This is a genomic window from Streptomyces sp. NPDC002276, from assembly GCF_053891435.1.
This window is the reverse complement of the sequence record NZ_JBSFCQ010000004.1, coordinates 453,534-466,430: the sequence shown is the minus strand read 5'-3', so window position 1 is coordinate 466,430 and position 12,897 is coordinate 453,534. Positions and strand designations below refer to the sequence as shown.

The window sequence follows — 12,897 nt, the reverse complement described above, 5'->3', positions numbered from 1 at the left end:
AGCGGGGTCAGCGGGAGTCGGGGACGTGCACCGTGTGGCGCCGGTGCCATTGCAATCGCACCCGGCTGCCGCGGTAGGCGGCCACGTCCTCGGCGGAGGTCTCCAGGTTCTGCTGGAGTGCGGTGAGCCGGCCGCCGGCGTCGAGGTCGACGAGGAAGCGGGTGGAGTCCCCGAGGTAGACGACCTCGGCGACGGTGCCGGCGGCGCTCTCGTGGTCCGGTTCGCCGGTCCCGTCGGAGTCCTTGAGGACGCGGATCTTCTCGGGCCGGATGCTGTACGTGCCCGTGGTGCCGACGATCCGCTCGGCCGCCTCGCCCGCCAGCAGGTTGGAGGTGCCGACGAAGGACGCGACGAACGGGGTCGCGGGACGCTCGTAGACCTCGGCGGGGGTGCCGACCTGCTGGATGCGGCCCTGGTCGAAGACGGCGATGCGGTCGCTCATCGTCAGGGCCTCCTCCTGGTCGTGGGTGACGAAGACGAAGGTGATGCCCACCTCCCGCTGGAGCGCCTTGAGTTCGACCTGCATCTGCTCGCGCAGTTTCAGGTCGAGGGCGCCGAGCGGTTCGTCGAGCAGCAGCAGACGGGGGCGGCCGACGAGGGCGCGAGCGAGGGCGACGCGTTGCCGCTGGCCGCCGGAGAGCTGGGCGGGGCGGCGGGCGCCGTAGCCCTCAAGTCGTACTTCCGCGAGGGCTGTTCGGGCGCGGAGCAGTCGTTCGGCCTTGGGGACCTTGCGGACTTTGAGGCCGTAGGCGACGTTCTGCTCGACGGTCATGTGCGGGAAGAGGGCGTAGTCCTGGAAGACGGTGTGGACGTCCCGTTCGAAGGGGGCGAGGCCGGTGACGTCCTGGCCGGCGAGTTCGATGGTGCCGCCGGTGGGGTTCTCGAAGCCGGCGATCATGCGGAGCACGGTCGTCTTGCCCGAGCCGGACGGGCCGAGCATCGAGAAGAACTCGCCGTCCCTGATCTCCAGGTCGACGCCGGCCACGGCGGTCGTCTCGCCGAACGACTTCCGCAGATCCCGCAGCCGGATCGCAATCCCCTCCATGGGCGGGAACCTTTCTGGTGCTCTGTGACGTTGCACGGAAACATATGAAGTCATAGTTCAAATCTCAAGGCCCCCTTAGGGTAAAGCTTGAGTCAACGTGCAAGGTGGTGGCCGTGAACCAGCAGCAGCACCTCAACGGCGGCGCCCGAAAAGCCGTCTTCGCCCCGGTCGACAACCGGGCGCGGGTCGACGCCGTCGTCAGCCGGCTCGGGGACGCCATCGAACTCGGACTGCTCGCCGACGGCGAGCAGCTGCCGGGCGAGAGCGAGCTGGCCGGGCAGCTCGGTGTGTCCACGGTGACCCTGCGGGAGGCGCTGATGGCGCTGCGCCAGCAGGGGCTGGTCACCACCCGGCGCGGGCGCGGCGGCGGCAGCTTCGTGTCGCTGCCCGAAGTGCCGGGCGAGGAGCGGCTGAAGGTCCGGCTGCGCGGCTGGAGCACCGAGGAGCTGCGCGACCTCGGCGACCACTGGGCCGCCCTGTCCGGTACCGCGGCCCGGCTCGCCGCGGAGCGCACCGAGCCCGAGGATCTCGTACAACTTCGGCGTACGGCCGAGGAGTTGACGCGCGCCGAGGACGCGGCGGCGCGCGGCCGGGTCTACGGCCGGTTCCATGTCGAGCTGGCCGCCGCCGCGCAGTCGGCCCGACTGACCCGGGAACAGGTCGCGTTGCAGACCGAGGTCGGGGCGCTGCTGTGTCTGGTGCTCGGCAGCGACGAATATCGTGAAGAAGCCGCAGACCGTCACCGCTCCGTAATCTCGGCCGTGCAAGATGGGGCCCACGATTCGGCCAGGGAGTTGGCCGAGCGGTGCGTGCGGGAGTCGACGGCGCGGCTGATCGCCGAGCGGCTGGCCCTGTAGCCGTCGCCGCGTCCGCTCCCCGTCTGCTGGAGGGCACGCATGAGCCTCGCGACGGCACCGCCGGCCACGGCACCCGAGCAGTCCGTCGCGACGGGCGTCCGCTCGGCCCTGGAGTCCGTGTTCGACGCCGTGGCCGCCACCCGCGCCGACACGACGGCCCTGCTCGCCAAGGTGTCCGCACAGGGCCGCCGCCCCGCGACCGTCGACCTCGCCGCACTCCGCCCGGGTCTCCATCTCCGGCTGGCCCGGCACGAGTTGGTGTCCGGCGTCGGCTTCGTCGCCGCGCCGGGACTGCTGAGCGACGTACCGGCCTGGCTTGAGTGGTGGCAGACCACGGCGGACGGGGGCATCCGGCCGCTGCTGCTCGACCTCGATCCCGAGCACTCGGCGTACGCCGACTACACGCACTGGGACTGGTTCGCGCTGCCCCGTGACACCGGGGAGCGGGCGGTCGCCGGACCGTACGTCGACTACCTCTGCTCGGACGAGTACAGCCTCACCCTGTCGGCGCCGGTGCACGCGGAGGGACGGTTCGCGGGGGTGGCCGCGGCGGACGTGTACCTACGGCACTTCGAGGCGGCCGTGATGCCGATGCTGCGTCAACTGCCCGGTCCGGCACGGCTGGTGAACGCGCGCGGCCGGGTCGCCGCGTCCACCGACCCTCGTCATCTGGTCGGTTCGCTCAGCAAGGGCCCGGACTTCGCGGAGGCGCTGGCGGCGGGCCGGGCGGGGTATGCGGGAGGGCTGCGGCTGGTGCCGTGCGACGGGGTGCCGCTGGTCCTGGTCGTCGCCGAGGGCCGACCCCGACTCCCGTAGTCACAAAGCGAGTTGGGGTGGTGCTCACTCGGCCGCCGGGACCACCCTCAGGTGTCCCGCGCCGCGTACCGGCCTGCGCATCCTGGGCGGCGGGGTGCGGCGGGCCTCGCGCAGGACCAGTGTCAGACGCGAATAGCCCATGTTCTCAAGGGTCTTGGGGGTCTCGCCGACGACCCGGCAGTCCGTGACACCCCAGCGCGGGTCGGGGTGCAGTACCGGGCGGACGGCGCCGTCGTGCTCCACGGCCTCCTCGCCCACCGCGCGGATCCAGTGCGGCAGGCCCTGCCGGTAGGCGGCCTCCATGATCGGGTCCTGGGCGATGTCACGGCGGATCGCCTGAAGGCCGTGATCGTGGCCGTGGGTCTCCACCACGGAGGCGAAGTGGGCCAGCATCGGCAGGCACCAACTCGACTCGTGCTCGCCGAGAACCGTGCTCGCGTCGGGGTGGAAGAGCACGAACCGAAGGAAGTTGTCGCCCGGCATGGCCGTCGGATGCGAACCGATCGCCCGGAAAAGTGACTTGAACGCGCCGTTGGTCAACACCACGTCCCAGCGGTGGTCCATGACGACGGAGGGAAAAGGGACGGCCTCCAACAGCGTGGCGTAGTCGAGCAGATACGCCCGGGCCTCGGGACTCTCGGGGGCGGGCCGCGGTGCGGACCGCTGCCCACCTGCCTGATACGCCATCGGGAGGTCACCCCTCTTGCCTATGCGGCCTTCTCGCGGCGCCCTGATCCTGCTGCCCCGACTCTTGCCGTGTCAACTATCGTGGCATTTCATGATGGTTGACGGCTGAAATTGGCCACAGTTGTGGCGAGACCTGGATGCGAGTTCGAACGAACCGCTACCCTCCGGGATGTTCACGGCCACCATTTGTGAGAAGCCTGTGAGAGACATAGGAGATCTGTCGGTGTCGGATGGCTTCGAGGTACCGGGCACAACGGCAGGCGCCGTGCTGCCCGCCGTCGTCGACCGCGTCACCGCGCTCGCCGAGCGACTCGACGTTCCGCAGGCCGAGGTCTTCCACGTGGGCCGGCTCTCCGTGGCCTCCGGTGTCCCGGACCCCGTGGTCAGGGCGCTGCTGAGCGGTCGCCCCGCGGGCGAGCCCGATGTGCAGGCCCGGTTCCTGCAACGCCTCGACCTGCTGCGCCGCACCAGGCTCAAGCCCAACGGGCGCAAGTACACCCAGCAGGAGATCGCCGACGGCGCGGGCATGTCCCGTCAGCAGGCGGGGGCGCTCATCAACGGCGACCGGCGTCCCACCATGGAGCACTGCGACGCGCTCCAGCGCTTCTTCCGGGTGCACGCCGGATTCCTCACGGCCGAGGACCCCGAGGCCCTCGCGGGGGCCCTACAGCGCGCCGAGCAGGAGCTGTTGCAGAAGCTCGCCAACCGTGAGCGGGCGGCGGCCGAGGCCGCGGGAGACCCGCTGGAGCGGCTGCTACAGGACCACGGGGTGCGCGGAATCGCCTGGCGCGCCGCGCAGTTGCCCACCGACCAGCACCGCGACAAGGTCGCCGAGTGGCTGGACATGCTCCTGGAGAGCGTCAAGCGCCCCGAGTCGTGATCCGGGGCCGCGGGAACGGGAATTGACGTCCCGTCAGGTCGCGCTGCGTTCGCTCGCCTCCCGCAGGTCCCGTTCCGTCGCGTCGCCCTGGGCCGTGACACCGGGTCGGCCCTCGCACAGGAGGTCGCGCCAGTGCTCGCGGCTCCAGTGGGCCGGGGTGGTGGTGGCGGTGAACTCCGTGACCAGGGCGAGGAATCGGGCCGGGTCGGTGTGGAACGGGAAGTGCCCCGCCCCCTCGAAGATCTCCAGCCGGCTGCCCGGCATGGCCTCGTGGGCGCCGTGGGCGTGCCGTACCGGCACCACGCTGTCGCGGTCGCCCCACAGCAGCATCGTCGGCATGCCCTCGGTCAGATAGCAGCGGTCGAGCATGGTCACCACCTGGCCGCGCCAGTCGACGACCGCGCGCAGGGTGCGGATGAACGCGTTGCGGGCGGTGTCGTCGGGCAACGCGTCGACGAGGGTGAGGAGTTCGGGGGCGTCCCGGCCGAGGTCGGTGTCGAGGAGTCTCATCAGGCCCACCGCGAGGCCGACTTGGAGGCGCATGCCGGGCAACCGCAGTGCGGACAGGGCGAGATGGGAGCCGGGGAGCGAGACGAGTCGTAGCCCCGGATTGACCTCGCGGCCCACACCGCCCGCGCTGACCAGGACGAGGCGTTCGGTGCGTTCGGGGAACTGGTAGGCGAACTGCATCGCCACTCCCCCGCCCAGCGAGTGCCCGAGCAGGGTCGCGGACTCGATGCCGAGGGTGGTGAGCAGATCGCGCACGCCGTTGGCGTAGGCGGCGACCGAGTAGTCGGCCCGTGGTTTGTCGGAGGCGCCGTGGCCGAGGAGGTCGGGGGCGATCACCGTGTGGGTGCGGGCGAGCTGCGGGATCAGCTCGGCCCAGGTGGCCGAGGAGTCGCCGATGCCGTGGATGAGGACGAGCGCCGGGCCCGAGCCGGCCATGCGGAAGGCACGGCGGTATCCGTGCACGACGCGGTACTGGAGTGTGAGTTCTTCGTCGCCCACCGGGCGCAGCCGTGCGGCGCGCGCCGGGCGCCGTGCCGGGACGTCCGCCACGCACTCGCCTCCCGTTCACCTGGCCGTCCGCGGACGGCCGAAAGCCCTTCCTCCCAGCGTAGGGCCGCTGTTCCACGGGGGATTTCGGGGACGTTTCGCCTCGGCTAAGCGGGCGAACCGGGGCCGGGGGAAACGGGATTGTCAGTGGCAGGCGGCAAGCTGGAGTCGTGCCACCGCCGTGCGGGGGCGCACGACGCCGATCAGGGGAGAGCCGTCCTATGCAGACCGCAGTGATGACCGACCGCGAGCGCGCCGCCGTCCAGGCCTATCTACGGCTGCTGCACACGGTCAGAGCCGCCTTCGACGGCCCCCCGGGCGACCCACGCCCGGTCCTGGTCCCACCCTCGGTGCTGGCCGAGGCGGACCAGGCCCTGACGGACGCCGGACTCGCGGGCAACGAGGAGGCGTTCTTCGGGTTGCTGGCGAGCTGGTGCCCGGAGGGGTGAGGGGTTTCAGGGGTGAGGGGGTTCAGGGATGCGGGACCGTGATCGCCGTGGCGACCAGTCCTCGTCGTACGGTCCAGCGGCCCTCGAAGGTGTCGAGGCGCTCGCCGCCGACCACCGGGCCGGGGACGAGGAGGCGGGCGCGCAGGCCGCCGCGCAGGCCGTCGCCGGGGTCCGCGAAGAGGTCGATGTCGGCCTCCGAGAAGTCCAGCCACTTCCCGGTGAGGGGGAACCAGGCCTTGTAGACGGACTCCTTGGCGCTGAACAGGAGCCGGTCCCAGTGCACGGCGGGCAGCCCGTCCGCGAGCCGGGTCAGCCGTTCCTGTTCGGCGGGCAGGGAGACGGAGGACAGGACGCCGTCGGGGAGCGCGGCGTGGGGTTCGGCGTCGATGCCGAGCGAGGCGAGGTCGGTGGCGCGGGCCAGCGCGGCGGCACAGTAGCCGTCGCAGTGGGTCATGCTGCCGATGAGTCCGGCGGGCCAGGTCGGCGCGCCGTGGGCGCCGGGCAGGATCGGCTGCGGGGGCACGCCGAGCTTCTCCATGGCGCGCCGTGCGCAGGCCCGTACGGCGGTGAACTCGCGCCGTCGCTTGGGCACCGCGCGGGCCACCCGGGCCGCTTCCTCGGGGTACAGCGGGGTGTCCTGGAACCCCTCGTCACCGTGTGTCTCCACGGTCACCACGGACTCCGGGAGCAGCTCCTCGATCACCGGCTCCGACCTCCATCGGCAGGATGCGGCGCAGTCGTCCCGGGGGTTCCGGGCGCTTCCGCCACTCGCGGGGGTATCCCACGGACACCTCTTCGAAGCGGACCCCCTCGTGGTGGGTGGTCCGCGGGATGTGGAGATGGCCGTAGACCATGGTGTCCACGCGGAATCTGCGGTGCCAGTCGGCGGTCAGGGTGGTGCCGCACCACATGGCGAACTCGGGGTACCAGAGGACCTCGGTGGGGTGCCGGTCCAGGGGGTAGTGGTTGATCAGGACCGTGGGCAGGGTGTCGGGGATCTCGGTGAGTCTGCGTTCGGTCTCGGCGACGCGGGCCCGGCACCAGGCCTCGCGGCTGGGGTAGGGGTCGGGGTGCAGCAGGAACTCGTCGTTGCAGACGATGCCGGTGCCGTGCGCGTACGTCAGTCCCTCGTCCTTGGTGGCGCAGCCGGCCGGGAGGAACGAGTAGTCGTAGAGGAGGAAGAGCGGGGCCACGACGACCGGGCCACCGGGGCCGTCCCAGATCGGGTAGGGGTCCTCGGGGGTGAGGACGCCGAGTTCCCGGCACAGGGCCACGAGGTGTTCGTAGCGGGCGACGCCGCGCAGGGTGACGGGGTCCTTGGGGTGGGTCCACAGCTCGTGGTTGCCGGGGGACCACAGGACCTTGCGGAAGCGGCCGGCGAGGAGTTCGAGGACCCAGCGGATGTCGGCCACGGTCTCGGCGATGTCACCGGCCACGATCAGCCAGTCCTCGTCCGTGCCGGGCCGCATGTCCTGGACGAGGGCGCGGTTCTCGGCGTACCCGATGTGCAGGTCGCTGATGGCCAGCAGCTGTCCGGCACCGCCTGCCGTCGACTCCACCTCTCGCCCCCTCCGCCTCCGCGCGCACGAATGAGGCCACGAGATCACATCCCGCCGTTCCGCGACAAGACGGCGGGGCGGAGGCGGCGGTGGTCGGGACGGTGGTCGGTGCTGTCGGAGGGAGGTGCTCCGACCAGCACAATGACGGGAGTTCACGTGCCGGGTGGGCAGGATCGGGAAATCCGTAACACGGGCGTTGCACGCGGCACCCCTTGAAAGCCGTATGATCGCCCCAACACCACCGCCACGAACGCCTCTTCGCCGAGGGCGGTTTGGTGTCCCTCCAACCACCCTGGCCGGGCACGGCCTCGCTCCGCCGTGCCCGCGAACCCGAAAGGACGGCCCTGCATGGTCTCTCGCGTACGCGTCTGGCTCAACCGCACGTACGCGGAGAACGTGTTCTTCATGGATCAGCTGCGGAGAAATCCCAGCGATCGGGCCGTCGAGATCCATGCCACGCACGGCGACGCGGACTCCCCCGTACTGGCTGCCGCCGACACCGCCGACCTGGAGCCCGAGGGCCTGTCCCCGGCCGGTTACGTCGAGTACGCCCTCGACCAGTGCGCCCGCCGCGGCATCGACGTGTTCGTGCCCCGGCTGCACCAGTCGGAGATCGTGGCGCACCGCGCGGACTTCGAGGCGGTGGGCACGGCGCTGCTGGCGCCGACCCCCGAGGCCGTCGCCGTCTTCCACGACAAGGTGATCGCGTACGAAGCGGTCCAGGCGATCGGCGTGCCCGTGCCGCCGTGGTGGCGGGTCCGCACGGCGCCCGAACTCGTCGCGGCCGTCGAGGAGTTGGAGGCCGCCGGGCACAAGGCGTGCTTCAAGCCGGCGTCCGGTGCGGGCGGGGTGGGCTTCCGCGTGGTCACACGCGCCCCCTTCTCGCTCATGCACCTCAACGGCTTCCCGAGCCCCTACGTCCCGCTCGACACGGTCGTCGAGGCGCTGGAGCAGGCCGACGAGCAGGTCGACTGGCTGGTCATGCCGCGGCTGGAGGAGCCGGAGGTGTCGGTGGACTGCCTGACCGGTCCCGACAACCTGGTCCGGCTCGCGGTGGGCCGCACGAAGAACGGCCGTCGGCGCGGTTTCACCCTGCACGAGCAGTGGCTGGAGCCGGCCCGCCGGATCGCGGAGGGCTTCGGGCTGCACTACCTGTCCAACATCCAGTTCCGGATGTTCGGCGAGACGCCCGTGCTGATGGACGTCAACACCCGTCCCGCGGGCGGCCTGCACCAGCTGTCGCTGTGCGGGGTCAACGCCCCTTGGGCGGCAGTGCAGTTGGCGCTCGGCGAGGACCCGGGCACGATGGAGCCGCCGTTCCTGGGCGCGGACTACGCGGTGGTCTCGGGCCCGCGCCAGCTGCGTCCCGTGACGCTCCCGCACCAGCGCGCGGAGGAGTCGGAGCCGCTGCTCCCGACGGTGCCGGCGCAGACCGAGGCGGAGCCGGAGAGCACCCGGGCAACGGAGTTGGGCAGCCGAGCGGCGGCCCGCGCCTAGGCCTCCCGGGTCTCCCCTTCCCCCTCCGCACCACAACTTCATACCGGTATGGACCAATCATGGGGCAGCATCTTGACACCGCGATTGGTCCATACCAACTTGGTTGCGCACCTTCCAGCACTCCCGAACACCCCCATTCCTTCAGGGAGATCGCGTGCGCGACACACTCAGACGTTCCAGACGTCGCCTCCTCGCTCTGCTCGGTACCGCAGCCCTGGCCATGGCCGGGGCCATCGCGCTGCCCGGTACCGCGCAGGCGGCCAACGTCCTGACCAACCCCGGCTTCGAGTCGGGTTCCCTGTCCCCCTGGTCCTGCACCGGAAACCTCGGCTCGGTGGTCTCCTCCCCGGTGCACGGCGGCTCCAAGGCCCTTGCGGGCGCGGTGAGTTCGAGCGACACCGCACAGTGCTCCCAGACGGTCGCCGTGCAACCGAACACGGCGTACTCGCTCAGCGGCTGGGTGCGCGGCAGTTACGTCTACCTCGGTGTCAACGGCGGTTCCTCCACGTGGACTTCGTCCCCGTCGGCGTACGCCCAGTTGACGACCTCGTTCACCACCGGCGCCTCACAGACCAGCGCCACCATCTACGTCCACGGCTGGTACGCGCAGGGCACCTACTACGCGGACGACATCAGCCTCGACGGGCCCGGCGGTGGCGGCGGTGGCGACACCCAGGCCCCGACCGCGCCAACCGGACTGACCTCCACGGGCAAGACGTCCTCCAGCGTGTCCCTGTCGTGGGGCACCGCGAGCGACAACGTGGGTGTCACGGCGTACGACATCTACAGCGGCGCGAACCAGGTCCTCAGCGTCTCCGGTACGAGTGCCACGGTCAGCGGGCTCTCGTCCAGCACCGCCTACACGTTCACCGTGAAGGCGCGGGACGCGGCCGGGAACTCCTCCGCGGCGTCCAACTCCGTGAGCGTCACCACGGACGCGGGCACCGGCGGCGGCACCGGGTTCAAGCAGGCCGCGCCCTATCTGTACGAAGGGTGGGGCGACCCGCCGAACCCGGCGACGGTGATGGCCGCGACGGGCGTCAAGTGGTTCACGATGGCGTTCGTGCTGGACTCCGGCGGCTGCAACCCCGCCTGGGACGGCAGCCGGGCGCTGACCGGTGGCGTCGACCAGACGGCGATCAACCAGATCCGCGCGGCCGGCGGTGACATCGTGCCGTCGTTCGGCGGCTGGCAGGGCAGCAAGCTCGGCGCCAACTGCTCCTCCGCGAGCGCGCTCGCCGGGGCGCTTCAGAAGGTGATCAGCGCCTACGGTCTCAAGGCCATCGACATGGACATCGAGAACACGGACGAGTTCGAGAACGAGGCCGTCCAGGCGAAGATCCTCACCGCGCTGAAGACCGTCAAGGCCAACAACCCCGGCCTGAGGACGATCGTCACCTTCGGCACCTCGACCACCGGCCCGACGTACTACGGCAACCGGCTGATCGAGCAGGCGCAGTCGCTCAACGCCGGCATCGACGTCTTCACCATCATGCCGTTCGACTTCGGCGGCGGCTCCGACATGTACGGCAACACGGTCGCGGCGGCCGAGGGCCTGAAGACCAAGCTGAAGTCCACCTTCGGGTGGGACGACGCGACGGCCTACTCGCACATCGGGATCTCCGGCATGAACGGTCTCAGCGACCAGCAGGAGAACACAACTCCCGCCATCTGGACCCAGATCCGCGACTGGTCGAACTCGCACCACATCGCGCGGCTCGCCTACTGGGCCGTGAACCGCGACCGGCCGTGCGCCGGTGGCGGAGTGGTCAGCAACTGCTCCGGCATCAACCAGAGCACCTGGCAGTTCACGTCCATCACGGCCGGCTTCACCGGCTGAGCGTCAGCGTGGGGGTGCCCCCTCCGGGTACCCCCACGCCCCGCCAACTCCCTGAGCCTGTACGGCAGTTCGGTTGCCGGATCGGCGGTGCGAGCGGGCTGGACCCGGCCCGACTTCAGGGTGCCGCTCCAGTCGCCGAGCCGCGGCCGGTGGACGCCGTGGTCCTTGCTGACGTAGTCGAGCATGCCGCTCTCCCAGGGCACACCGAGGTACTCGCACAGGCCGCGGGTCGACTTCTCCGGTTCGGCGGTGCGGTCCTCGTACGTCATCACATGGGCGTCGAGATGCTGCCGGGCTCCTCCAACTTCTCGGCGTAGCGCAGGACTTCGGCGCGGATCGCCTCGTGGTCGGGGGCGTCGCGGCGGGCGGTGAGCGAGGCGACGATCGCGCCCGGGTGACGCAGCAGCAGGATGTACCGGGCGTGCGGCCAACATCGGTGCAGGCGCGGCCAGATGAGGGTGTTGGGCGGGGTCTTGTCGACGATGACGTCCTTGCCGCTGCGCTGAAGTTCGAGGTGGAGCACCCGGTCCCGCAGGACGTGCTCCAACTCCGCCTTGTCGAGCGCGAGTTCCCGCATGGCGTCGTCGCTGAACTCACGGGACAGATGGACGTGCAGGGTACGCAGATGCATCTCGTGCGGGGCGCGGATCGGGCTGTGACTGTTCATCAGCACCCGCAGCAGCGTGGACCCGGAGCGCGCGGACGACAGCACGAACACCGGCGAGTCCACCAGTCGCGGGGCGCGCGGCGTGGTGTAGCCGTCGGCGGCCGGCCGGGGCGCGGGCATCGCGTCGAGGTGACGGCGCGGCGGGCTGACCGCCTGCGCCATCAGCCTCCCCCGCCGCCGCAGTCCCTTTGGGAACTGGTCCACACCCCGAGACGCGCACGGGTCTCAGAAGCGGCCCGAGCCGCGGTACAGCTCCAGATCCCCGTCGAGTTCCACGGCGAGCACGGTCGCGTGCGGGTCGAGGTCGGCCCCGGCGGGCGGGTCGATCCACAGCACGCCGACCGCCTCGTGCAGCCCGCCGATCACGCGGTGCGCGAGTTCGGTGCCGGTGCCGAGCACGGTGACCCCGCGGACCGGGGTGACCAGTCCTCGGACGCCGATCTCGGCGCGTGGGACGTCGAACAGGGTGAGATAGAGGGTGCGGCCGTCGGCGGAGAGGGTGCTCGGCCCGTAGTGGTGCCCGGCCGGGAGGCCGCGGACCGTGCCGTACACGGCGTCGGAGTGCTTGTGGATCCACTCCCCCAGGCCTTCGAGGCGCTCGACCTGCGGCTGCGGGATGGTGCCGTCCTCCATCGGGCCGACGTCGAGGAGGAGGTTGCCGCCCCCGCCGATCGTCTCCGTGAAGTAACGGACCAACTGGCTCAGCGACTTGTGGTTGTCGTCGTGGTGCTGGTAACCCCACGAGTCGTTGATCGTGAGGCACAACTCCCAGGGCCCGTCCGGGGGTTCGATGGGGGCGCCCTGTTCCGGTGTCGCGTAGTCGCCCTCGCTGAGCATGCGGGCGTTGAAGACGACATGCGGTGAGTACGAGCGGATCAGCGCGGCGAGTTCCTTGATGCGCCACTGCTCCTCGCTGCGGTCCCACTCGCCGTCGAACCACATCAGGTCGGGCCGGTACCGGGAGGCCAACTCCCGTATCTGGCCGTCCCGGTAGGCGATGAACCGTTCCCAGGCCGCCAGGTCCTCGTCCTCGGCCGAGCACTCGGAGTACCGGTTGTCCTCCTGCTCCGGCGGGCGGCCCGGCTTGCGGGTGGTGGCGTAGTCGGGGTGGTTCCAGTCGGAGTGCGAGTAGTAGAGGCCGACCTTGAGGCCCTGCTCGCGGAGCGCGTCGGCGTAGCCGGTGAGGTAGTCCCTGCCGAGGTCGAGATCGCCGAACTCGGTGTCCCACAGGGCCACTCCGTCGTGGTGGCGGCTGGTGAGGACGGCGTACTTGGCACCCGCCCGGGCGAACAGGTCGGCCCAGGCCCGCGGGTCGTACCGCGCGCCGGTGAAGCGGTCGAGCTGGGACATGTACTGCTCGTGCGGCACGATGTCGTCGTAGAACGACCAGGACTCCTGGACGCCGTCGACGGCGTAGATTCCCCAGTGGACGAAGATCCCCAACTTGGCGTCGGTGAACCACGGTTGCATGGGCACGGCTGAACTCCCGTCGCGTACAAGGTCAGTTGGGGGGATGTGCCGGAGGGCGGGCCCGGTGTGCGACG

14 protein-coding genes are annotated in these 12,897 nt (G+C 70.8%); 6 read left to right on the top strand and 8 right to left on the bottom strand.

The genetic code is table 11. The features are described 5' to 3' along the window. Nucleotides 1–7: 7 nt before the first annotated feature. Nucleotides 8–1,045, bottom strand: a complete 1,038-nt coding sequence (locus ACWIHT_RS14025; RefSeq protein WP_456167787.1) for an ABC transporter ATP-binding protein — start codon at nt 1,043–1,045, stop codon at nt 8–10. A gap of 113 nt (nt 1,046–1,158) precedes the next feature. Here ACWIHT_RS14025 and ACWIHT_RS14020 point away from each other — a divergent pair, with 113 nt between their 5' ends. Continuing rightward, on the top strand, nt 1,159–1,902 hold the full coding sequence (locus ACWIHT_RS14020; protein WP_456167785.1) for a FadR/GntR family transcriptional regulator: 744 nt from the start codon (nt 1,159–1,161) through the stop codon (nt 1,900–1,902). Between the two features lie 39 nt (nt 1,903–1,941). Then, entirely contained in the window at nt 1,942–2,718 is a 777-nt protein-coding gene (locus ACWIHT_RS14015) for a cache domain-containing protein (RefSeq protein ID WP_456167783.1), read from the top strand. Nucleotides 2,719–2,742: 24 nt separating this feature from the next. On the opposite strand, the gene ACWIHT_RS14010 is transcribed toward ACWIHT_RS14015, so the two are convergent. Further along, nucleotides 2,743–3,405, bottom strand: coding sequence for an MmyB family transcriptional regulator (locus ACWIHT_RS14010; protein ID WP_456167781.1), 663 nt, complete (start codon nt 3,403–3,405; stop codon nt 2,743–2,745). Nucleotides 3,406–3,628: 223 nt separating this feature from the next. On the opposite strand from ACWIHT_RS14010, the gene ACWIHT_RS14005 reads away from it, so the two are divergent. Continuing rightward, nucleotides 3,629–4,285 carry a helix-turn-helix domain-containing protein gene (locus tag ACWIHT_RS14005; protein WP_456167779.1) on the top strand — a complete coding sequence of 219 codons (657 nt, stop codon included), beginning with the start codon at nt 3,629–3,631 and terminating at the stop codon, nt 4,283–4,285. A 33-nt stretch (nt 4,286–4,318) separates the two neighbouring features. Here ACWIHT_RS14005 and ACWIHT_RS14000 read toward each other — a convergent pair whose 3' ends face one another. Then, complete coding sequence (locus tag ACWIHT_RS14000; protein WP_456167777.1) at nt 4,319–5,344, bottom strand: alpha/beta fold hydrolase; 1,026 nt, start codon at nt 5,342–5,344, stop codon at nt 4,319–4,321. 218 nt (nt 5,345–5,562) lie between these two features. Between ACWIHT_RS14000 and ACWIHT_RS13995 the strand changes: the two genes are divergently transcribed. Then, the gene (locus ACWIHT_RS13995) at nt 5,563–5,790 is read left to right on the top strand and encodes a hypothetical protein (protein ID WP_456167775.1); all 228 of its coding nucleotides are present in this window, start codon (nt 5,563–5,565) and stop codon (nt 5,788–5,790) included. 22 nt (nt 5,791–5,812) lie between these two features. Here the strand turns inward: ACWIHT_RS13995 and ACWIHT_RS13990 are convergent, their stop codons facing one another. Both ACWIHT_RS13990 and ACWIHT_RS13985 read right to left on the bottom strand, forming a co-directional pair. Beyond that, complete coding sequence (locus tag ACWIHT_RS13990) at nt 5,813–6,493, bottom strand: 4'-phosphopantetheinyl transferase family protein (RefSeq protein ID WP_456167773.1); 681 nt, start codon at nt 6,491–6,493, stop codon at nt 5,813–5,815. After that, the gene (locus ACWIHT_RS13985) at nt 6,441–7,349 is read right to left on the bottom strand and encodes a metallophosphoesterase family protein (RefSeq protein WP_456167771.1); all 909 of its coding nucleotides are present in this window, start codon (nt 7,347–7,349) and stop codon (nt 6,441–6,443) included. Before ACWIHT_RS13985 ends, ACWIHT_RS13990 begins: the two co-directional genes overlap by 53 nt. Before the next feature lie 348 nt (nt 7,350–7,697). Here ACWIHT_RS13985 and ACWIHT_RS13980 point away from each other — a divergent pair, with 348 nt between their 5' ends. Beyond that, complete coding sequence (locus ACWIHT_RS13980) at nt 7,698–8,846, top strand: ATP-grasp domain-containing protein (RefSeq protein WP_456167769.1); 1,149 nt, start codon at nt 7,698–7,700, stop codon at nt 8,844–8,846. Between the two features lie 154 nt (nt 8,847–9,000). Then, complete coding sequence (locus ACWIHT_RS13975; RefSeq protein ID WP_456167767.1) at nt 9,001–10,686, top strand: carbohydrate binding domain-containing protein; 1,686 nt, start codon at nt 9,001–9,003, stop codon at nt 10,684–10,686. Here the strand turns inward: ACWIHT_RS13975 and ACWIHT_RS13970 are convergent. From ACWIHT_RS13970 to ACWIHT_RS13960, 3 genes are all read right to left on the bottom strand, one after another. Further along, nucleotides 10,569–10,955: a hypothetical protein gene (locus ACWIHT_RS13970; protein ID WP_456167765.1), complete on the bottom strand. Its 387-nt coding sequence runs from the start codon at nt 10,953–10,955 to the stop codon at nt 10,569–10,571. The genes ACWIHT_RS13975 and ACWIHT_RS13970 overlap by 118 nt on opposite strands. Continuing rightward, the gene (locus ACWIHT_RS13965) at nt 10,955–11,515 is read right to left on the bottom strand and encodes a sulfotransferase family protein (protein ID WP_456167763.1); all 561 of its coding nucleotides are present in this window, start codon (nt 11,513–11,515) and stop codon (nt 10,955–10,957) included. The genes ACWIHT_RS13970 and ACWIHT_RS13965 overlap by 1 nt, the downstream gene beginning before the upstream one ends. Before the next feature lie 63 nt (nt 11,516–11,578). Further along, complete coding sequence (locus ACWIHT_RS13960) at nt 11,579–12,829, bottom strand: alpha-L-fucosidase (RefSeq protein WP_456167761.1); 1,251 nt, start codon at nt 12,827–12,829, stop codon at nt 11,579–11,581. Between the last annotated feature and the right edge of the window lie 68 nt (nt 12,830–12,897).